At 60.4% G+C, this 19,414-nt stretch carries 22 protein-coding genes; 11 read left to right on the forward strand and 11 right to left on the reverse strand.

Going from position 1 to position 19,414, the window contains the following annotated elements; genetic code table 11:
- Window positions 1-7 precede the first annotated feature (7 nt).
- From AC1DYF_RS19890 to AC1DYF_RS19905, 4 genes are read left to right on the forward strand one after another with little or no spacing between them, the layout of a single operon-like run.
- Window positions 8-268, forward strand: coding sequence for a hypothetical protein (locus AC1DYF_RS19890; RefSeq protein WP_477878487.1), 261 nt, complete (start codon window positions 8-10; stop codon window positions 266-268).
- On the forward strand, window positions 265-822 hold the full coding sequence (locus AC1DYF_RS19895; RefSeq protein ID WP_477878488.1) for an RNA 2'-phosphotransferase: 558 nt from the start codon (window positions 265-267) through the stop codon (window positions 820-822). The genes AC1DYF_RS19890 and AC1DYF_RS19895 overlap by 4 nt, the downstream gene beginning before the upstream one ends.
- Complete coding sequence (gene purQ / locus AC1DYF_RS19900; protein WP_477878489.1) at window positions 819-1,493, forward strand: phosphoribosylformylglycinamidine synthase subunit PurQ; 675 nt, start codon at window positions 819-821, stop codon at window positions 1,491-1,493. Before AC1DYF_RS19895 ends, purQ begins: the two co-directional genes overlap by 4 nt.
- A 53-nt stretch (window positions 1,494-1,546) precedes the next feature.
- A complete protein-coding gene (locus AC1DYF_RS19905) occupies window positions 1,547-1,933 on the forward strand; it encodes a hypothetical protein (RefSeq protein ID WP_477878490.1) in 387 nt (128 codons plus the stop codon).
- A 3-nt stretch (window positions 1,934-1,936) separates the two neighbouring features.
- Here the strand turns inward: AC1DYF_RS19905 and AC1DYF_RS19910 are convergent, their stop codons facing one another.
- A complete protein-coding gene (locus AC1DYF_RS19910) occupies window positions 1,937-3,187 on the reverse strand; it encodes a M10 family metallopeptidase (RefSeq protein WP_477878491.1) in 1,251 nt (416 codons plus the stop codon).
- Between the two features lie 249 nt (window positions 3,188-3,436).
- Here AC1DYF_RS19910 and purL point away from each other — a divergent pair, with 249 nt between their 5' ends.
- Together purL and AC1DYF_RS19920 are read left to right on the forward strand one after the other, a co-directional pair.
- A complete protein-coding gene (gene purL, locus AC1DYF_RS19915) occupies window positions 3,437-5,668 on the forward strand; it encodes a phosphoribosylformylglycinamidine synthase subunit PurL (RefSeq protein ID WP_477878492.1) in 2,232 nt (743 codons plus the stop codon).
- 11 nt (window positions 5,669-5,679) lie between these two features.
- Window positions 5,680-5,913: a BolA/IbaG family iron-sulfur metabolism protein gene (locus AC1DYF_RS19920; RefSeq protein WP_477878493.1), complete on the forward strand. Its 234-nt coding sequence runs from the start codon at window positions 5,680-5,682 to the stop codon at window positions 5,911-5,913.
- A gap of 77 nt (window positions 5,914-5,990) precedes the next feature.
- Here the strand turns inward: AC1DYF_RS19920 and AC1DYF_RS19925 are convergent, their stop codons facing one another.
- The 7 genes from AC1DYF_RS19925 to AC1DYF_RS19955 form a co-directional block, all read right to left on the reverse strand.
- The gene (locus AC1DYF_RS19925; RefSeq protein ID WP_477878494.1) at window positions 5,991-6,323 is read right to left on the reverse strand and encodes a cytochrome C oxidase subunit IV family protein; all 333 of its coding nucleotides are present in this window, start codon (window positions 6,321-6,323) and stop codon (window positions 5,991-5,993) included.
- A 9-nt stretch (window positions 6,324-6,332) separates the two neighbouring features.
- Window positions 6,333-7,055: a heme-copper oxidase subunit III family protein gene (locus AC1DYF_RS19930; RefSeq protein WP_477878495.1), complete on the reverse strand. Its 723-nt coding sequence runs from the start codon at window positions 7,053-7,055 to the stop codon at window positions 6,333-6,335.
- A 12-nt stretch (window positions 7,056-7,067) separates the two neighbouring features.
- On the reverse strand, window positions 7,068-7,772 hold the full coding sequence (locus AC1DYF_RS19935) for a cytochrome c oxidase subunit 3 (protein WP_477878496.1): 705 nt from the start codon (window positions 7,770-7,772) through the stop codon (window positions 7,068-7,070).
- Window positions 7,769-9,547, reverse strand: coding sequence for a cytochrome c oxidase subunit I (gene ctaD, locus AC1DYF_RS19940; protein ID WP_477878497.1), 1,779 nt, complete (start codon window positions 9,545-9,547; stop codon window positions 7,769-7,771). Before ctaD ends, AC1DYF_RS19935 begins: the two co-directional genes overlap by 4 nt.
- Window positions 9,548-9,606: 59 nt before the next feature.
- Window positions 9,607-10,422 (reverse strand): cytochrome c oxidase subunit II, encoded by an 816-nt coding sequence (locus tag AC1DYF_RS19945; RefSeq protein WP_477878498.1) that lies wholly within the window; start codon window positions 10,420-10,422, stop codon window positions 9,607-9,609.
- A gap of 182 nt (window positions 10,423-10,604) precedes the next feature.
- Window positions 10,605-10,991, reverse strand: coding sequence for a c-type cytochrome (locus AC1DYF_RS19950; RefSeq protein WP_477878499.1), 387 nt, complete (start codon window positions 10,989-10,991; stop codon window positions 10,605-10,607).
- An 85-nt stretch (window positions 10,992-11,076) separates the two neighbouring features.
- Window positions 11,077-11,898 carry a DUF2189 domain-containing protein gene (locus AC1DYF_RS19955; RefSeq protein WP_477878500.1) on the reverse strand — a complete coding sequence of 274 codons (822 nt, stop codon included), beginning with the start codon at window positions 11,896-11,898 and terminating at the stop codon, window positions 11,077-11,079.
- A 633-nt stretch (window positions 11,899-12,531) separates the two neighbouring features.
- On the opposite strand from AC1DYF_RS19955, the gene AC1DYF_RS19960 reads away from it, so the two are divergent.
- From AC1DYF_RS19960 to AC1DYF_RS19975, 4 genes are all read left to right on the forward strand, one after another.
- Window positions 12,532-13,077: a hypothetical protein gene (locus AC1DYF_RS19960; protein ID WP_477878501.1), complete on the forward strand. Its 546-nt coding sequence runs from the start codon at window positions 12,532-12,534 to the stop codon at window positions 13,075-13,077.
- 148 nt (window positions 13,078-13,225) lie between these two features.
- A complete protein-coding gene (locus AC1DYF_RS19965) occupies window positions 13,226-14,311 on the forward strand; it encodes a calcium-binding protein (RefSeq protein ID WP_477878502.1) in 1,086 nt (361 codons plus the stop codon).
- A gap of 131 nt (window positions 14,312-14,442) precedes the next feature.
- Window positions 14,443-14,781 (forward strand): Grx4 family monothiol glutaredoxin, encoded by a 339-nt coding sequence (grxD, locus tag AC1DYF_RS19970; RefSeq protein ID WP_477878503.1) that lies wholly within the window; start codon window positions 14,443-14,445, stop codon window positions 14,779-14,781.
- Window positions 14,782-14,967: 186 nt separating this feature from the next.
- Window positions 14,968-16,146, forward strand: coding sequence for a multidrug effflux MFS transporter (locus AC1DYF_RS19975; RefSeq protein ID WP_477878504.1), 1,179 nt, complete (start codon window positions 14,968-14,970; stop codon window positions 16,144-16,146).
- 23 nt (window positions 16,147-16,169) lie between these two features.
- Here the strand turns inward: AC1DYF_RS19975 and AC1DYF_RS19980 are convergent, their stop codons facing one another.
- Window positions 16,170-16,640 (reverse strand): VOC family protein, encoded by a 471-nt coding sequence (locus AC1DYF_RS19980; RefSeq protein ID WP_477878505.1) that lies wholly within the window; start codon window positions 16,638-16,640, stop codon window positions 16,170-16,172.
- A gap of 287 nt (window positions 16,641-16,927) precedes the next feature.
- Here AC1DYF_RS19980 and AC1DYF_RS19985 point away from each other — a divergent pair, with 287 nt between their 5' ends.
- Window positions 16,928-18,157, forward strand: a complete 1,230-nt coding sequence (locus AC1DYF_RS19985; RefSeq protein WP_477878506.1) for a multidrug effflux MFS transporter — start codon at window positions 16,928-16,930, stop codon at window positions 18,155-18,157.
- Between the two features lie 8 nt (window positions 18,158-18,165).
- Here AC1DYF_RS19985 and AC1DYF_RS19990 read toward each other — a convergent pair whose 3' ends face one another.
- Window positions 18,166-18,987, reverse strand: a complete 822-nt coding sequence (locus AC1DYF_RS19990; protein WP_477878507.1) for an inositol monophosphatase family protein — start codon at window positions 18,985-18,987, stop codon at window positions 18,166-18,168.
- A gap of 49 nt (window positions 18,988-19,036) precedes the next feature.
- Window positions 19,037-19,414 (reverse strand): inositol monophosphatase family protein (locus AC1DYF_RS19995; protein ID WP_477878508.1); only part of this gene is annotated, 378 nt, incomplete at its 5' end.

Consider the following 19,414-nt stretch of genomic DNA (forward strand, 5'->3'; position numbering starts at 1 on the left):
CGCAGGTATGGCTGAAATCAGCGGTGATTTGATCTACGAGATGCTCAAACGAATTCAATCCGATATTTCCGGATTGAAGGAGGGGCAGCGCGAGCTGAAAGCAGAGGTCCGCGCACTGACAGGCACGCTCATTTCAGTGCAGCAGGATACTCATAACGTCCACGGCATGCTGGCACGAACCGAGCAACGCCTCGACCGCATCGAGACTCGCCTCGAACTTCGCGAAATGTCCGAGCGTGGCCAAACACCATACGATCCGGCGACTTGATCATGTCCGCTTCAGATACCGAAATCTCCAAATTCCTGAGCTATGTGCTGCGTCATGCACCGCAGGAGATAGGGCTCACGCTCGATGCCGAAGGCTGGACGGATTATCCGCAACTCAGCCGCAAGGTCTGTGCGAAATTTGGCGTCACCGATGCCGATATCCGCCGCGTCATCGACGAGAATACCAAGAAGCGTTTCACACTGTCAGGTGACCGTATCCGCGCCGCGCAAGGCCACAGCATCGAGGTGAAGCTCGAACTGCCGCCCTCTGTCCCGCCGGCTGCGCTCTATCACGGCACGACTGCGAAGGCGTGGGAGGACATCCAGCTTTCCGGGCTGAAGCCGATGGACCGCACGCATGTGCACCTGTCGCCCGACCTTGAAACGGCGAAGACCGTCGCTGTCCGCCGCAAGGGGCCGCATATCCTGTTGACGGTCGACACCGCTGGCATGGCCGGCCACGGATACGCTTTCTTTGTCGCCGACAATGGCGTATGGCTCACCGCCGAAGTGCCGCCGCAATTCCTGACCGTTATTCCGGAGAACGCCCCATGAAGTCCGCCGTCGTCCAGCTTCCCGGCCTTAACCGAGACCGCGACATGATCGCGGCCTTGACCAAGATTTCCGGTACGGCACCGATCACCGTCTGGCAGACCGAGACCAGCATTCCCGATGGCGTCGACCTGATCGTTATCCCCGGCGGCTTTTCCTATGGCGACTATCTGCGCTGCGGCGCGATTGCGGCACGGATGCCGGTGATGCAGGCGATCCGGGAAAAGGCTGAAAAGGGCGTGAAAGTGATCGGCGTCTGCAACGGCTTCCAGATTCTGCTCGAAGCCGGCATGCTGCCGGGCGCGCTGATGCGCAACGCCTCGCTGAAATTCGTCTGCCGCGAGATCAAGCTCGAAGTCGTCAACAACCGGACGGCTTTCACCCGCGGCTATGACAAGGGCGAGATCATCCGCTGCCCGGTCGCCCATCACGACGGCAATTATTTCGCCGACGAGGAAACGTTGACGCGGCTCGAAGGCGAGGATCAGGTGGTTTTCCGCTATACCAAGGAAACCAATCCCAACGGCTCGATCAACGACATTGCCGGCATCATCAACACACGCGGCAACGTGCTCGGCATGATGCCGCATCCGGAAAACCTGATCGAGGCGGCGCATGGCGGCGACGATGGCCGCGCCCTGTTTGCCGCAGCACTCGACGTCATCGCCGCATAAGCTTCGCTTTTTAGACAAGACTGATCAATCAGCCCGTTTCCCGGAGTGTTTCCATGCGCCTTGTTGTTCGTGCCACCGTTCTTCCGCTGCTCGCCGGCCTTGCCGCCTGCAGCACCACCCGGAACACACCGTCCGTCGAGACAGGCGCGCTGCCGGTGATGGAGCGGGTGATGCTCGGTGCCAATCGCTGCTGGTTCAAGTCGAACGATCCGATGTTCGTTTCCTACAAGCTGGCGCCCGAACTCGACTCCTATTCCGGCACGCCGCGTATCCTGCTGGTCAAGAAGAATGCGCCGACCTCACGCCCGCTGCTCGTCGTGCAGGCTCAGGGTTCGCCGGCCAAGATCGATGCCTTCGGCCCGCTGATGGACGAGCCCGCTCTGTCGGGCCGCGTCCACAAGGACGTCAACAACTGGGTGCGCGGCGGCGAAGGCTGCTGATCGCTACAGCAGGAACTCTCCTGAAGACAGGTCGGATTTGCTGAAATCGTCGATCGTCAGCGTGTCACCATGGCCGAAATTGAGGACGAGGTCCTGGCCGGCGTCATGGGCGATCGAACGCACCTCTTTGAAGCTGCCGAGATCGAAGTTCCTGAGATTGATCGTATCCGCGCCGGCGGTGAAGTCGGTGATCGTGTCCTTGTCCCAGCCGGAATGGAAGACGAAGACGTCGCCACCAGTGCCACCGGTTAGCGTGTCGTTGCCGGTGCCGCCGGAGAGCTTGTCGGCGCCGCCGAGACCTTCCAACGTGTTGGCGGCAGTGTTGCCGATGATGTTGTCATGCCCCGAGCCGCCGATGGCATTCTCGATCACGCTTGTCCGGTAGATGCCGATATTGCCTTTGAGGCCGCCGACGTCAGACCACGTGCCGCCCACCAGGTCGATCTTCTGCGACGCGCTGTAACCGGAGAGGTCGAGCGTATCGTTGCCGCCGCTATCGTAGATCGTCAGTGACGGTGCTTTGTTATAGTTGTCGAAATCGTAGAGCGCTGCGGTCGCCGTTTCCTGCCCGGAGACGTTGAAGCCATAGGTCGTGTTGCCGGAGCGCGCCGTGCCGGCGCCATAGATTTCCTGGATGGCATAGATGTCGGCCATCTGCGGCGTCATCACATAGCGGGTCGAGGCGTTGTTGTAATTGGCCTGCTCCATGTAGGACATGACCGAATATTGCCAGGTGTCGTTCTGGTAGATGTTGTCGACGCCATATTCGGCGCTGCCGTTATACGGTCCGGAATGGCCGAGCCCCAAGGCATGACCGAGTTCGTGGACGATGGTCTGCATCAGATAGCTGTCCATCTTCGACGTCGTGCTCCAATCGGAGCTGATGTTGATGGTCGCGCTTTGGATCGAATGGCCGGAGACGGGCGTACTGGTCGCCGCCGTCATGTTGCCCTTTTCGGTGAAGGTGATGTCGGCATTGCTGGAGTCCGCCTTGAATGTCAGCCCAGTCAATTCCGACCAGGACGCCAAAGCGAGCTTCACCAATGACCTGCGATCGGCCTCGATGCCGCTGAGATCATAGGTGATGGTGTTGCTCGACCAACTGCGGTGGGACTCGCCCTCGCTCTTCCAATAGCCGTTGATCAGGTAGTCGGCGATCTCGGGGATGGTGTAGACTGGCATCGTTTGGGCGGTTGCCGCGCGGCTGTCGTCAGAGAGAGTGTCGTTGTTGTGACGGGTATGCTTGGTCATCATGCACCATTCCTGTTCAGGCTCTCATTGCCGGGTATTGTCATCACGTGTCGTTATCATGGCTATGAACGGGAGTTGAGCAATATCGCCGAAAGATTGCCGGCTTGTTAACCAAACACACTTGCCTGAAGCCGGAAAGCCACATCCTCATGATCGACGCTGCCTGTTGATCCGGCCATTTTCCTGTCGCACATGCGAACGGCATGGGTTATAGGCTGGCGAACGCCGCCTCCCAACCACTTCGAGAGCCCGATGACCGTTTCCAACGACCGCCCCATCACCGAGGATCTGATCGCCAGCCACGGCCTGAAACCGGATGAATATCAGCGGATCCTGGGGCTGATCGGGCGCGAGCCCAGCTTCACCGAACTCGGCATTTTTTCCGCCATGTGGAACGAGCACTGCTCCTACAAATCCTCCAAGAAATGGCTGAGGACGCTGCCGACCACGGGACCGCGCGTCATCCAGGGACCGGGCGAGAATGCGGGCGTGGTCGATATCGACGATGGCGAATGCGTTGTCTTCAARATGGAGAGCCACAACCACCCCTCCTATATCGAGCCCTATCAGGGCGCGGCGACCGGCGTCGGCGGCATCTTGCGCGACGTGTTCACCATGGGCGCACGGCCGGTGGCGGCGATGAACGCCCTGAGATTCGGTGCTCCGGATCACCCGAAGACCCGGCATCTGGTGTCCGGCGTAGTCGCCGGTGTCGGCGGCTATGGCAATTCCTTCGGCGTGCCGACGGTCGGCGGCGAAGTCGAATTCGATGCGCGCTACAACGGCAATATCCTCGTCAACGCCTTTGCCGCTGGTCTGGCGAAATCCGATGCGATCTTCTACTCCAAGGCGGAGGGCGTCGGCCTACCGGTCGTCTATCTCGGCGCCAAGACCGGCCGCGACGGCGTCGGCGGCGCAACCATGGCTTCGGCCGAATTCGACGCATCGATCGAGGAGAAACGGCCCACCGTGCAGGTCGGCGATCCCTTCACTGAAAAGTGCCTGTTGGAGGCCTGCCTCGAACTGATGCAGACCGGCGCCGTCATCGCCATCCAGGACATGGGTGCTGCAGGCCTCACCTGCTCCGCCGTCGAAATGGGCGCAAAGGGCGATCTTGGCATCGAACTCGATCTCGACAAGGTGCCGGTGCGCGAAGAGAAGATGACGGCTTACGAGATGATGCTCTCGGAAAGCCAGGAGCGTATGCTGATGGTGCTGCGCCCGGAAAAAGAGGGCGAGGCCAAGGCGATCTTCGTCAAATGGGGCCTCGACTTCGCGATCGTCGGCAAGACCACCAATGATCTGCGCTTCCGCGTGCTGCATCAGGGCGCCGAAGTCGCCAACCTGCCGATCAAGGAACTGGGCGACGAGGCGCCGGAATATGACCGGCCGTGGACGCCGCTCGCCAAGCCAGCTCCACTCCTCGACAATGACGTGCCGCAGGCCGATATTGCCGATGCGCTGTTGAAGCTGGTCGGTTCGGCCAACAATTCCTCTCGCCGCTGGGTTTACGAGCAATATGACACGCTGATCCAGGGCAATTCACTGCAGCGCCCGGGTGGCGATGCCGGCGTCATCCGCGTCGAAGGTCAGGAATGGAAGGCGCTCGCCTTTTCCTCCGACGTCACGCCGCGCTATGTCGAAGCAGATGCCTATGAAGGCGGCAAGCAGGCGGTGGCCGAATGCTGGCGCAATCTCACCGCCACCGGCGCCCTGCCCCTGGCGGCAACCGATAACCTCAATTTCGGCAATCCGGAAAAGCCGGAGATCATGAGTCAACTGGTGCATGCCATCAAGGGCATCGGCGAAGCCTGCACGGCACTCGATTTCCCGATCGTCTCCGGCAACGTGTCGCTCTATAATGAGACCAATGGCGTGGGGATCATGCCGACGCCGACGATCGGCGGCGTCGGTCTCATCCCTGACTGGAAGCGCACCGGCCGCATCGCCTTTGCCGAAGAGAACCAGGCGATCTTCCTGATCGGCGCCCCGTCCTCCTGGGGTACGCATCTGGCGCAATCGGTCTATATGCGCGACATCCACGGCCGCACCGACGGTCCGCCGCCACCGGTCGATCTGGCGCAGGAACGGCTTGTCGGCGATTTCGTCCGCGACCTGATCCGCGACGGCATGGCGACGGCCGTGCACGACTGCTCATCCGGCGGGCTGGGGCTGGCAATTGCCGAAATGGCGATGGCATCCAATATCGGCGCCACTGTCAGCGTGCCGGTCGACGGCAACCCTATCGCCGCTTTCTTCGGCGAGGACCAGGGCCGCTATGTGCTGACCGTCGAGCGCGACGATGTGGACGAGCTCGTCGAACTGGCCGAGGAGAAAGGCATCTTCGCGCCGCAGATCGGCACGACCGGCGGAGCCACCGTCACCCTCGGTACTGCGCGGCCGATCGCAATTGAACAATTGCGCAAGACCCATGAATCGTGGTTCCCTGATTTCATGGCCGGCGAACTGCCAGCCAGCGAGTAAGGAGACACGCCATGCCGATGAATCCGGGCGACATCGAAGACATGATCAAAGCGGGCATTCCGGGCGCCAAGGTCACCATCCGTGACCTCGCCGGCGATGGCGATCATTATGCTGCGGAAGTCGTGGCCGAGGCGTTTCGCGGCAAGAGCCGGGTACAGCAACACCAGATGGTCTACCAGGCGCTGCAGGGCAATATGGGCGGCGTGCTGCATGCGCTGGCGCTGCAGACGTCAGCGCCGGAGTGAGCTGCGACGGACGAGTTGGTTTCCCGCGTGGTCTGAAGCCGTGTTTGGCGGCAGCTTGAATGCCGCAAACGATCAATTCAAGCCCCGTTGCTGAAGAAGAGCAGACGCGTGAAGATCGTATAGCTCGATTCCGACGCCATCATTGTAACGAAGACAAGCACCAGAATAGGTGGAAGCAGGATGGCGTAGACCAGCGCAAGCCGCTCCCAGGCCATGTGCATGAAGACGGCGACGATGAGCCCCGCCTTCAGGATCATGAAGAGGATGATCAACGACCATCTCAGATAACCCTGGATGCCCAAATAGTCGACCATATAGGAACAGGTGCTGAGCACGAACAGCCAGCCCCAGACGACGAAATAGAGCTTGATCGGGTGCTGCTGGGTGGATTGCGTCGCTATTTGTGTCATCCGCTCACCTCACCAAAGATAGAAAAACGCGAAGATGAAGACCCAGACGAGATCGACGAAGTGCCAGTAAAGCCCGAGGATCTCGACGACCTCGTAATTGCCCTTGCGGCTGGTGAAAAATCCCCGTCGCTGCGTGTCGAAATCACCGCGCCAGACCTTGCGGGCGATGATGACAAGAAAGAGCACGCCGATCGACACATGGGTGCCGTGAAAGCCGGTGATCATGAAGAAGGACGAGCCGAACTGCACCGCTCCCCATGGATTGCCCCAGGGCCGCACCCCTTCCCCGATCAGCTTTGACCATTCGAACGCCTGCATGCCAACGAATGTGGCGCCGAGAGCGGCGGTCGCCAGCATCAGGATCGCCGTCGTGCGCCGTTCCCGCCGGTAGCCGAAATTGACGGCCATTGCCATCGTGCCGCTGCTGCTGATCAGCACGAAGGTCATGATGGCGATCAGGATCAGGGGTATCTTGGTGCCCCCGATGGTCAGCGCAAAGACTTCGCTTGGATTGGGCCAGACGACCGTCGTCGACATCCTGGCCGTCATATAGGCGAGCAGGAAGCATCCGAAAACGAATGTGTCGCTGAGGAGGAAGATCCACATCATGGCCTTGCCCCAGGGCACATTCTTGAACGCGCGCTGGTCCGAAGACAGATCGGCCGCGACGCCGCGCAGCCCTGCCGGCCGTTGAAGCGGCTCGATGGAGTGGGTTTCTACCGTGTCAGACACCGTCAGCACTCCCTATGTCAGCAACTGGCTGCAAATATCGACAATACGGCCGGCCCAACCGGCAAACAGCCCGAGCAGGATCAGCCAGACGAACAGCATGAAATGCCAGTAGATCGCACACAATTCCACGCTCAGCTGCATGCTGGCGGTCACCGGTCCGCTCCAGGCCTTGGCGGTCGTCCGGCCAAGGGCCGCAAGCCCTCCGAGAATATGCAGGCCATGCATGCCGGTGAGCAGGTAGAAGAAGCTGTTTGCCGGATTGCCCGCCAGGCCATAACCCTGGGCATTCAGCTGCCGCCAGGCCAGGACCTGTCCCACCAGAAACAGGATTGCCGTCGCGGATGCCGCAAAGATGGCGATCCTCATCGCGTTGGCGTGCCCGCGCCGCGCTTCGGATTTTGCCGTTTCCAGCGCGACGGTGCTTAGGATCAGCACCGCAGTGTTCAGCCAGAGCTGCGGGGGAACGGGGATCGACCACCAGTCGTCCCTGCCGACGCGCATCAGATAGGCGCTGACGAACAGGCTGAAAAGCGAGCCGACCACCGCGAGAAACACGCCGAGCCCGACCTTAGCCGGTTCGATCGGCAAGCGCTCGCCCGCGACCGGCTTTTCGAGGTGCCCCACCTCCAGCCATGGCCGGGACGTCAGCCGCTGCTGGGCCATCCACCAGACGATGATGGCGACGATGCCCGCGAGGAACACCAGCATGACGCTCATGACGCCGCCTCGCGCGTTGCTGGGCTCAGCCCCGGCTGGTTCTGCGGCACGAAATCTTCGGCTGCGCCGGGCACGCTGTAGTCATAGGCCCAGCGATAGACGATCGGCAGGTCCTTGCCCCAGTTTCCGTGCGCGGGCGGCGTTTGCGGCGTCTGCCATTCGAGCGTCGTTGCCCGCCAGGGATTGCCGCCCGACGGCTTGCCCCTGAACAGGCTCCAGCCCAAATTGAACAGGAACATCACCTGTGCAGCGCCGACGATCAGCGCGGCGACGGAGATGAACTCATTGAGCGTGTGAACGGAGGGCGGAATGAACGCAGCGTTGCCCAGTTCGTAATAGCGGCGCGGCACGCCCAGGAGGCCGATATAGTGCATGGGGAAGAAGATCGCATAGGCGCCGACGAAGGTCACCCAGAAGTGAAGCCGGCCCATCGTCTCGTCCAGCATCCGCCCGGTGACTTTCGGATACCAGTGATAGATCGCCCCGAACACCACCATGATCGGCGCCACACCCATCACCATGTGGAAATGGGCGACGACGAACATCGTGTCGGACAATGGCACGTCGACTACGACATTGCCGAGGAACAGGCCCGTCAGCCCGCCATTGACGAAGGTGACGATGAAGCCGAGCGCGAAAAGCATCGGCTGTGTGAGGTGAATGTCGCCGCGCCAGAGCGTCAGCAGCCAGTTATAGACCTTGATTGCCGTGGGTATTGCGATGATGAGTGTGGTAGTGGCGAAGAAGAAGCCGAAATTCGGGTTCATGCCGCTCACATACATATGATGCGCCCAGACGACGAAGCTCAGCACGGCGATGATGAGGATGGCCCACACCATCATCCGGTAGCCGAAGATGTTCTTGCGGGCATGGGTGCTGATCAGGTCCGAGACGATGCCGAAAGCGGGAAGCGCGACGATATAGACTTCGGGATGTCCGAAGAACCAGAAGAGATGCTGAAACAGGATCGGGCTGCCGCCCCCATGCTTCAGCTGTTCCCCCATCTCGACGATGGCGGGCATGAAGAAGCTCGTCCCCAGCACCCGGTCGAGCAGCATCATCACCGAGGCGACGAACAGCGCCGGAAAGGCCAGCAGGGCCATGACGGTGGCGGTGAAGATGCCCCACACGGTGAGCGGCATGCGCATCAGCGTCATACCCCGGGCACGGCCTTGCAGCACGGTCACGACATAATTCAGGCCGCCCATGGTGAAGCCGATGATGAACAGGATCAGCGACAACAGCATCAGGATAATGCCCCAATCGCTGCCGCCCGGCGTGCCGGACAGCACCGACTGTGGCGGATACAGCGTCCAACCGGCGCCGGTCGGTCCGCCGGGCGCGAAAAAGCCGGCGACCAGCACCAGCACGGCGAGCAGATAGACCCAGTAGCTGAGCATGTTGACATAGGGAAACACCATGTCGCGGGCGCCGAGCATCAGGGGAATCAGATAGTTGCCGAAACCGCCTAGAAACAAGGCGGTCAGCAGGTAGATCACCATGATCATGCCGTGCATGGTGATGAACTGATAATAGTGTTGGGCATCGATGAAATCGAAATAGCCGGGAAATCCGAGCTGCAGGCGCATCAGCCAGGAAAGCACCAGCGCCACCACGCCGATGGCAGTTGCCGTCAGCGAATATTGGACCGCGATCACCTTGGCATCCTGGCTGAAGACGTATTTGGTCCACCAGCTTTTCGGATGGTAGAGCTCCACATCCTCGACCTCGGCAGGCGAGATGACCTCCTTGGAACCATATCTGATGTCGACCACGTCGCGTCTCCTCCAGGCTCCCTCGATTGAAAGACCTCATTGCCGGCAGCTTGCCGGTTTCATTTCTCCTGATTGGTGTCGGCCGATGCTGTCATCTGTGCGAATGTCTGCTGCTCGCGCAGCCAGGCCTGATAGTTGGCCTCATCGTCGACGATGACCGTACCGCGCATCTGCGGATGACCGACACCACACAATTCGGCGCACAGGACGTCGAAGGTTCCAGTACGCGTCGGGGTGAACCAGAAATAGGTGACGCTGCCAGGAATCATGTCCATCTTCGCCCGGAATTCGGGCACGTAGAAATCGTGCAGGACATCGATCGAACGCAGCAGCACATGCACCGGCTTGCCGACGGGAAGATGCAGTTCGCCCGTCTGAACGACAACGTCGTCCAGGCCGTCCTTGTCGCTCGGATTGATCCCAAGCGGATTGTCAGCGCTGACGGCGCGGGTATCGGCCCGCCCCAGGCGGCCGTCGGCGCCGGGCAGACGGAAGCTCCATAGCCATTGCTGGCCGATGATCTCCACCGTCGCGGCGTCGGCAGGCACCGTCACAAACTGTTTCCAGACGACCAGCCCCGGCGCCAGCATGGCCGCCACGCCGATCGCCGTTCCGATAGCAAGCCACCATTCCAGCCGCCTGCTCTCTGGCTGATAGGCCGCGACGTTTCCCGGGCGATGGCGAAAACGCCAGACGCAATAGGCCACGAACGACACGACAAGGGAGAAGACGATGCCAGTGATCCAGAAGGTGATGACGATGGTGTTGTCGATGTAGTTCCAGTTTGAAGCAATCGGTGTCCACCACCAAGGGCTGAGCAGGTGGAATGCAATGGAAGCCACCACCACAAGAACGAGAAGCAGCACGATAGCCATTTTCGCTCCTGACCCCGGCCGCGAGCATGACGCACGCGATCCGGCGAAAGATTTTTAGCATTATCTCATAAACATCTCGTGCGAGCAATTACCGCCGCACCCATCAATGCTTGGCACCTTGTACTACCGCTGGCCTTGGTGGGGCACCCAAGATCCAATGGATTCGCTTGTACATTGTCCCGCTACTTGGAGAATTGCTTCAGATAGGCAACAACGTTGGCGATGTCGGCATCATTCTTCAGGCCGGGAAAGGCCATCTTGGTTCCCTTCACCTTTTTCCGGGGATCATGCAGATAGTCACGCAACGTTGCCTCGTCCCAGATCAGCCCGCCCTCGCCCGCAGCATGCATGGCCGGCGAATATTTGAAATCCGGGTGCGTTCCAGCCTTCCGTCCGAGCAAGCCATGCAGCGACGGACCGACCTTGTTCTTGTCCTCTTCCGCTATATGGCAGACGGCGCATTTCTTGAACACGATTGCGCCTGCAGTTGCGTCTCCCTCCTGGGCGTGGGCTCCAGGGGCCGAAACAAGAATAAGCGGCAAACTGGCCAAAACGGCGCGATACCACATGCTAACCTCCCAGCATAGGCGCCGACTAGGAATCGGAGATCGGCGCATTCAGTGACGGTTTCAGAGAAGAGTTGAAATAGGTTCCCTAGGCTTCAGAGTTGCCATCCTCGCGTACGGGGACGATTAATTTGCGATAGACATGCCAGGTCGAATGTCCGAGGACGGGCATGACGAGCGCAAGGCCGATAAACAACGGGATCGTGCCGACGAGCAGCGAGGCCGCGATGATCAGACCCCAGAGCGCCACCGGCACCGGATTGGTCAATGTCGCCCGCACGCTTGCATTGATGGCCACCGCTGCCCGCACATGCCGGTCGAGCAGCAGCGGGAACGTGACCACCGTCGTTGCCAGAACCACCAGGGCGAACACGAACCCGATCAGGTTTCCCCACAAGATAAGCGACCAGCCCTGAGGCGTCGTGAATACGTCCGACAGGAACGAGGAGAGCGACGCCGGAGCGGTGTTGCCGAAGGCTGCAACGTATATCTTCTCGGCGGCGATCAACCATCCTATAAAGAGCGCCAGCAATAAGATACTCACGGCGATGATGGACGGCAGCGCAGGCGAGTGGCGCACGGCGAGCGCGTGATACCAGGAACTGTCCAGCCCTTGCTCACGGCGACGACTGATTTCGTAAAGGCCCAAAGCTGCAATCGGGCCGACAAGGGCAAAGCCCGACATCAGCGGATAGAACAGCGGCACCAGGTTGGCGCCGGAACTCCAAAAGATCAGGACGACGCCCGCTATCGGATACATCAGGCACAGAAAAACATAATGCGATGGCTTCGCAGTGAAGTCTTCGATCCCGAGCTTGAGCGCATCGATGATATCCGCGGTGCCGATCTTTTGAACCACCGGGCGTCGATATTCGCCTTGAGCATGGACCATGAAATGAGATGCCGCCATGGCGCTTCTCCTTTTCAGCCGCAATCTGCCCGGCGGTGCTTGCGCGTATGCCGAACATTTGCCGACACATCAGTTCATGGGCGGAATATTATCAGATGTTCTGGTCTCTGTCGCCTCTTCACTTGACTGAGACATTCCCCGTCCGGACAGCAGACCGGATGACAAGTCGGCAATCGATCACAACTGCTCCATCAGCGGGTATTTGCGAAACCAGAGGAGCGGGTACACGATTGCTCGTCGGGCGGCTTGGGGCTGGCGACCGCTGAAATGGCGGAGGAGAAGGGGCATTCTCGCACCGTTCATCGGCACGACCGGCGAACCACGGTCACGCTCGGCGGTGCAGGGCGGGTCACAATTGAACAATTGCAAAAGGCCCATGAATCGTGGTTCCTATGACTTCATGGCGGGCGCGCATTTGCCAGCCAGCGAGTAAGGAAAGGCGTGATGCCGATAATTCGGGGCAAAATCAAAGGTATGATCAAAGTGGGCATTCCGGGCGCCAAGGTCGCGATCAGCGACCTCGGTGCCGGGCTGATGTCCCGTTGATGAGGACGTAAGCGCGGATCGTCCTGTGGCGACAATGTCGGTTGGTTAGGCTCCAACCTTTTCGGGAGGCGAAATTCCTTGGAGAGCTTGGCGATTCTTTTCGCTCTCGGAGTGACCTATGCCTGTTCCTGCGTCTCGCTCGCCGAAGCCGTGCCCGTCGAATGCCATGCCGACAAGGATTTTCACGTTGCAGTTCAGCCGTTCAAGGAAGATCCTGGCGCATTGTTTGCGGTAACTGGTCTCACCGGCAAGATTGCGCCGAAGACTTGCAAATTCGATCCGCAGTCCGCCGATTTCGTCATCGGCAAGGGCGGCGACGCGCTCTGGTACAGCAATCTGGCGGGCAAATATCTCATCCTGCAGCGCTCCACCGGACCACAGGGCGATCTCGTCATCATCGATCTCACGACCCGCAAGACGGTACTGGACGCGCCATCGGATGATTTTGCCGTCGATGGCGATATGCTGACGTTTTGGCAGCGCGGCGAAGAAGCGACGGCCGAGAATTGCTCGACTTTCAAAAAAAACACCAAGAATGGCTTTGGCTCGGTGATTTCGAGGCAGAAGCACTTCAGCATCGTCTCCGGGGAGGTCACCGCGACCGCGAGCAGCCGCTGCGATACCGTCCAGTAAGCCACCGATGGACGTCCGCCGGCACGCCTCCATGCCCGACCGCGACCAAATGACCGCGGGCGGTCCCGAATAAACGGATAAACGCACCCGTCCCCAAGGCGGCCCGTTCACATAGCATGCAGCCGGGCCGCCTTGGAGGGCGCATTCGATGAATTGGCAATTTCCTGAGTCCGACACCGATGTCACAGTCATCGTGCCGCTGGGCACCACCGACAGTGCGCTGATTGCGCCGAATGTCGTCGTGACATCCACGCAAAGCATCACCGTCTACGGGACAGGTAGCGGTCAGCAGGTCGAGGTCTATGGAACCGTCGCCAATTCCAGCCTCGGACTGGCAGCGATCGTGCTCGGCGCTTCGGCGACGACGTGCTCGAACGAATTCGTTCATGTCCAGCAGGGCGGTTTCGTGGTGGCCAATGCCGGCTTCGGCGTGCTCATCCACGCCTCCAACTCCACTGTCATCAATGACGGCGGGATACGGTCGCTGGCCGCAATCGGCGTCGCCCTCGACGGCAGCAGTGCTTCCACCCGGTCAACCCTCATCAATAACGGCACGATCGAGGGCGTCGACGCCGTCGATCGCGTAAGTGTGTTTTCGCCGGCGGAAACCATCGTCCTCAAGAACTATGGGGAGATCAAGGGCGAATCTGCCGCCTATGGCCTGTACAACAACAATGAGAGCAGCCCTGCCAAGGACCTGATTACCAATAAGGGGACGATGATCGGCTCCATCTCGCTTTTTTCGGGCGACGATCTCTATGACGGCCGCAAGGGCAAGGAGATCGGCACGATCGACGCAGGCCTTGGCAATGACCGCATCTATGGCGGCAAGGAGGCCGACACCATTCTCGGCAACGACGGCGACGACAAGATCATGGGCTCCGGCGGCGCGGACCACCTGACCGGCGGTATAGGCGCCGACCATTTTCTCTATAATACGGTGACGGACAGCCCGGTGAGCACCAAGGTGCATGACATCATCACCGATTTCTCGCATGCCGAGCAAGACAAGATCGACCTCAAGGCAATCGATGCAAACACGCATCAAGCCAAGAACCAAGGCTTCCATTTCATCGGAGAAGATGCCTTTTCCCACACGGCCGGCGAACTCCGTTTCGAGCAGGTTTCTGGAGACACTTTCGTCTATGGCGACGTCAACGGCGACGGCAAGGCGGATTTCGAGATCGAACTCACGGGTATGATGACGTTGCAGGACAAGGATTTTGTCTTGTAACGACCCGTCGCCTCGATTTGAGTGCATGATAAAATCTCACGCTGCCTTCTGGAAAAAAGCCATGTCGTTGACTATACATAGTGGGATAGCGGCCGGGTCTTGACCCCGGCAGTGCAACAAGGACATGACCTATGAGCGCAATAGAACAATTCATCGACAACGAAGTGAAGAGCAACGACGTGGTTCTCTTCATGAAGGGCACCCCGGATTTCCCGCAATGTGGCTTCTCCGGCCGCGTGGTGCAGATTCTCGACTATGTCGGCGTCGACTATAAGGGCCACAATGTGCTGGCTTCCGACGACCTCCGTCAGGGCATCAAAGCCYATTCCAACTGGCCGACCATTCCGCAGCTCTATGTGAAGGGCGAGTTCGTCGGCGGCTGTGATATCATCAGTGAAATGTTCCAGGACGGTGAGCTGCAGAAGCTGTTTGCCGAGAATGGCGTCGCGCTCAAGGGCGAAGCGGCCTGACCCTTCCGCTTCCGTAAGTCATCTTTATCGCGGGCCGGTTCTCCGGCCCGTAGCTTTTCTGCCTTTCTCCGGCTCGCCACGCACCGCGATCCGATCAATCCTTGCTGCTTCGAGGCGACGATGCACGACACGGCTTCGCAAAACATTGCGGCTGCGCCTTCTTCCAGGTCCAAGTCCAATCTTGGGATGACGGAATTCGTCGCGCTGTGTGCGTCGCTGGCAGCGGTCGCGGCCATGTCGATCGACATCCTGCTGCCAGCGCTGCCGGCCATGGGGCAGGCATTCGGCATCAAGGATGAAAATACCCGCCAACTCGTCATCCTGGTGTTTGCCGTCACCTTTGCGATCAGCCAGCTGTTTTATGGTCCGCTCGCAGACCGGTTCGGGCGCAAGCCGCTGCTGGCGACCGGTCTCTGCCTGTATCTCGTCGGGTCGGTTTCGGCGATGTTCATGACCGAATTTCCCTGGCTGCTCGGCATGCGCGTGCTGCAGGGCATGGGGGCGGCGGCGCTGCAGGTGGTGACGCTCGCCGTGATCCGCGACTGTTTTGCCGGCCAAGCCATGGGCCGGGTGCTGACCTTCGTCTTCACCACCTTCATGATCATCCCGATCATCGCGCCGACCATCGGCCAGTCGATCGAACTCGCCGCCGGCTGGAAGGGCATTTTCATCTTCAATACCGTGGCGGCAACGCTGATCCTCGTCTGGATGTCGACACGTTTGCGCGAAACGCTTGCGATCGGGGACCGGCGGTCATTGGCGCTCGGCAGCCTTGCCGAGGCGCTCGTGGAAATCTGCACCAACCGGATTACGGCCGGCTATGCGGTGGCGAGCACGCTGACGCTTATTTCGCTGTTCTCCTACATCGTCTCCGTCCAGCAGGTCTATGGCGAGCTCTATGGGCTCGGCACGCTGTTTCCGCTGGCATTTGGCGGCTCGTCGGTGGGCGTGGCGATCGCGGCGCTGTTCAGCGCCCGCGTCGTGCGGAAAGTCGGCATGCGGCCGGTGGCGCATGCCACGATGCTGATCTTCACGGCTTCCGGGCTGGTCCTGTTCCTGCTGGCGCTCGCCGGCAATCCACCGTTCTGGCTGACATTTGCGCTGCTTTCAATCTGCATGATGGCGTTCGGCGTGCTGCAGGGCAATGTCAACGCGATCGCGCTTGAGCCGCTTGGCCATATCGCCGGCACGGCCTCGTCACTGTTCGGCGTGGTGACGACGACCATCGGCACCATTGGCGGCGGCGTGGTGGGTCAGGCCTATAACGGCACGGTCGTGCCGCTATCTTTCGCCTTCGGCTTCGGCGGCCTGTTCGCCGTGCTTGCAGTGCTCTGGACAGAGCGCGGCCGGCTGTTCCGGAACTGAGCCGGCCACCTCGTTGTGCGCTTTCAGCCGTTCGCCGCCGCCTCAAGCCCGTCGATGTCGAACTTCACCATTTTGAGCATGGCCTCCATGACGCGCTTGACCTTCGCCTGATCGGGATCGCCCATCAGTTCGCCGAACCGCTTGGGTATGATCTGCCAGGAAAGGCCCCAGCGGTCACGCAGCCATCCACAGTGCTCATAGGACCCGCCCTCGCCCAGCGCCTCCCAGAGACGATCGACTTCCGCCTGGTTGTCGCATTCGACCACGATCGAGAAACTGTGGTTGAAGGGGTCCAGCGGTCCTGCCTCGATAGCCATGTATCGCTGGTCGCCGAGCGTGAAACCGGCAATCCTGACGCTTCCGGCGGGCCCGCTCGGCGTATCGGCGGCCAGCCCGGAAATCCAGCCCACCGATGAGCCCGGTATCAGCGAAGTGTAGAAGCGGATAGCGGTTTCCATGTCCTTTTCGAACCAGAGATGCTGCGTGACCTTCATGTCTTCCTCCTTGAACGACGCCCGTGCGAGCTCCGACCTGAGGACGAAGTCTGAGACGAGATCCCGACAACTCGCTTGGAAAAAAGTCGAAGACCTTCATTCCTATTTGTAAGCATGGACTGACCGAGCAGGTTCAACGGGGCGGTCGCCGGCGCCCATCGGCACGATATGCAACATCTGCGAGAATAATCACTCCGCCGTGCGTGATTTATTCCAAACTTGAACTTTTCGCCGTCACATTCAGGGGTTATAAGCCAACCTTACCAATTCCCGCCCGAAGAGAATCCATGTCCGCGCCCGCCCGCCTCATTTCACGTTCCGAATTCATTGCCATGATGGCCTTTCTGATGGCGCTGAATTCGCTCGCCATCGACGTCATGTTACCGGCACTGCCGGCCATGGGCGCGGCGCTGCATGTCGCCCACGAGAACGACCGGCAATTCGTGCTGACCTCCTATCTGGTCGGCTTCGGCATCGCGCAATTGTTCTTCGGGCCGATTTCGGACCGCTACGGCCGGCGGCTGCCGCTCATGGCCGGCATGGCGATCTATGTGGTCGCCGCCGCCTTCGCTGCCATCGCACCGAGCTTCGAGATGCTGCTGGTGTTGCGCTTCATCCAGGGTGTCGGCGCCGCCTCGACGCGGGTCGTGGCGCAATCCGTTGTCCGCGACCGGTTCGAAGGCCGGGTGATGGCCGAGGTCATGTCGCTGATCTTCATGACCTTCATGATTGTCCCGGTGATCGCACCGGCGATCGGCCAGTTGATCATGTTCTCAGGCCATTGGCAGGCGATCTTCATGTTCATGGCGGTGCTTGCCGCCGTCATCCAGGTATGGGCGTTTCTGCGCATGGCGGAGACGATGAAGCCGGAGAACCGCCGACCGCTCAGGATTTCCGTCATTGCCGAGGGTTTTGGGCTGGTCTTCTCCAACAGGTCGGCCTTTTTCTACGGCCTGTCGGCGATGTTCGCGATGGGCGGGCTTTTCGGTTTCATCAGCACGGCGCAGCAGGTCTATGTCGACATTTACGGGCTTGGCGCCTATTTCCCGCTCGCCTTCGCCTTCGTGGCGGCGATGATGGCGGTGTCGTCATTCCTCAATTCGCGCATCGTCGGCGCGCTCGGCATGCGCCGGGTCGCGCACACCGCTCTGATAAGCTTCACGGCGCTCAGCGCCATCTGGATGGTGCTGGCACTGTCCGGCCACCTGCCCTTCCCTATCTTCCTTGCCATCTTCACGCTGGTGATGTTCTGCTTCGGCATGGTCGGATCGAACACGACGACGCTCGCCATGGAGCCGCTCGGCCAGGTGGCCGGCACGGCCTCATCGGTCTTCGGCTTCCTGCAGACAGCCGGTGGTGCCGCACTCGGCGCCATTGTTGGCTACGTCTATGATGGGACGGTGGTGCCGGTGGCCGGCGGTTTCCTCTGCTATGGACTGATCGCCATCGCCTGCGTGCTGTTCGCCGAGAACGGCAAGCTGTTTGGCGTCAGTGCCAAATATGGCGCCAAGGCCTGATTTCTTTTTCAGAACATGAAGATCTCGCGCTTGAGCATATCCCATGTGTCCTTGTCGGTGGTAAGCACCAACCCGCCATCGACATGGCTCGGCAGATAGGGCGAACCGTCCAACCGGGCGGCATAGGCGCCGGCCTCCTGTGAGATCAGCGCTCCGGCCAGATGATCCCAGGGCATTAGCTTGTTGTAGATGAGATAGTGCACATGGCCGGCGGCGAAGGTGCGGTATTCGTGGCCGGCGCAGCGATAGTTCATCRGGAAGCGCAGCTTGGCCATGTTGCTGAGAATGGTCTCGCGCTTGCCGCCGGGGAAATAGCCGGTCGAGGCCATGCCATACATGTCGGCGAGCGGCGCCGGTTCGATGACTTTGAGCTTGCGGCGATGCCCGTCGGGCTGAACCTGCCAAGCGCCGGCGCCCTTCTCGGCCAGAACCCAATCGTCGCCCATCGGGTCATAAATGACGCCGGCCACCGTCTCGCCACCGGAAACCACCGAGGCCATGACGGCGAAAAGCGGAATGCCCGAGGCGAAATTGAAGGTGCCGTCGATCGGATCAATCACCAGCGCCAGATCGGCATCGGCAAGTTTCGGCAGCAGTGCCGGGTCGTGAGCGACTGATTCTTCGCCGACAAACAATGCGCCAGGCAGGACCGAATCGAGCCGCGCCTTGATATAGCGCTCGGCCGCTTCGTCGCCTTCGGTGACCAGGTCGGAGGCTTCGGTCTTGATCCGGATGTCACCCTCGCCGAGCCGACGGAAGCGCGGCAGGATTTCCGCCTTGGCAGCGTCGCGCAGCAGGTTGGAGAGAGCCTCGATGTCGAGTTTCAGCATGATCGTCGAATCCTTTCAAAGGTTTCGGGCCGAAGCCTGAGAGATTGAATCACGCCCGGACGACTTCGCGCAGGATTTCCTGCCAAAGCTCTTCATTCGGCGCGGAGAGAATGCCACCCTCGGTTTCGCCGGGTCGATAGGGCGAGCCATCGTGTTTGGCTGTATAACCGCCGGCCTCCTGGTGGATCAGCACGCCGGCCAGATGGTCCCAGGGCATCAGCTTGAAATGGCCGATGAAGTCGACCTTGCCGGTCGCCGTCAGCCAATATTCGTATGCCGAGCAGTTATAGCCGAAGGCCATCTTCGTCTTGCAGAGATTGCCGGCGATACGGGTGCGGTCCTGGCGATCGATGTCGTTGATCGAGATCGTACCGACCATTTGCGACAAAGCGCGCGGCGCCATCACCTTGGCGATTGTCTCCGTGCC

The sequence above is a fragment of the Rhizobium sp. P2_G9 genome (assembly GCF_056403475.1).

What these genes read in the sequence shown, in the direction of transcription:
- purQ (WP_477878489.1), top strand. Translation starts at nt 819, where the DNA reads ATGAAGTCCGCCGTCGTCCAGCTTCCCGGCCTTAACCGAGACCGCGAC.
- AC1DYF_RS19920 (WP_477878493.1), top strand. Translation starts at nt 5,680, where the DNA reads ATGCCGATGAATCCGGGCGACATCGAAGACATGATCAAAGCGGGCATT.
- AC1DYF_RS19950 (WP_477878499.1), bottom strand. Translation starts at nt 10,991, where the DNA reads ATGTGGTATCGCGCCGTTTTGGCCAGTTTGCCGCTTATTCTTGTTTCG.
- AC1DYF_RS19935 (WP_477878496.1), bottom strand. Translation starts at nt 7,772, where the DNA reads ATGAGCGTCATGCTGGTGTTCCTCGCGGGCATCGTCGCCATCATCGTC.
- AC1DYF_RS19955 (WP_477878500.1), bottom strand. Translation starts at nt 11,898, where the DNA reads ATGGCGGCATCTCATTTCATGGTCCATGCTCAAGGCGAATATCGACGC.
- AC1DYF_RS19905 (WP_477878490.1), top strand. Translation starts at nt 1,547, where the DNA reads ATGCGCCTTGTTGTTCGTGCCACCGTTCTTCCGCTGCTCGCCGGCCTT.
- AC1DYF_RS19925 (WP_477878494.1), bottom strand. Translation starts at nt 6,323, where the DNA reads ATGACACAAATAGCGACGCAATCCACCCAGCAGCACCCGATCAAGCTC.
- AC1DYF_RS19980 (WP_477878505.1), bottom strand. Translation starts at nt 16,640, where the DNA reads ATGAAGGTCACGCAGCATCTCTGGTTCGAAAAGGACATGGAAACCGCT.
- AC1DYF_RS19975 (WP_477878504.1), top strand. Translation starts at nt 14,968, where the DNA reads ATGACGGAATTCGTCGCGCTGTGTGCGTCGCTGGCAGCGGTCGCGGCC.
- AC1DYF_RS19965 (WP_477878502.1), top strand. Translation starts at nt 13,226, where the DNA reads ATGAATTGGCAATTTCCTGAGTCCGACACCGATGTCACAGTCATCGTG.
- AC1DYF_RS19945 (WP_477878498.1), bottom strand. Translation starts at nt 10,422, where the DNA reads ATGGCTATCGTGCTGCTTCTCGTTCTTGTGGTGGTGGCTTCCATTGCA.
- AC1DYF_RS19985 (WP_477878506.1), top strand. Translation starts at nt 16,928, where the DNA reads ATGTCCGCGCCCGCCCGCCTCATTTCACGTTCCGAATTCATTGCCATG.
- AC1DYF_RS19910 (WP_477878491.1), bottom strand. Translation starts at nt 3,187, where the DNA reads ATGATGACCAAGCATACCCGTCACAACAACGACACTCTCTCTGACGAC.
- AC1DYF_RS19890 (WP_477878487.1), top strand. Translation starts at nt 8, where the DNA reads ATGGCTGAAATCAGCGGTGATTTGATCTACGAGATGCTCAAACGAATT.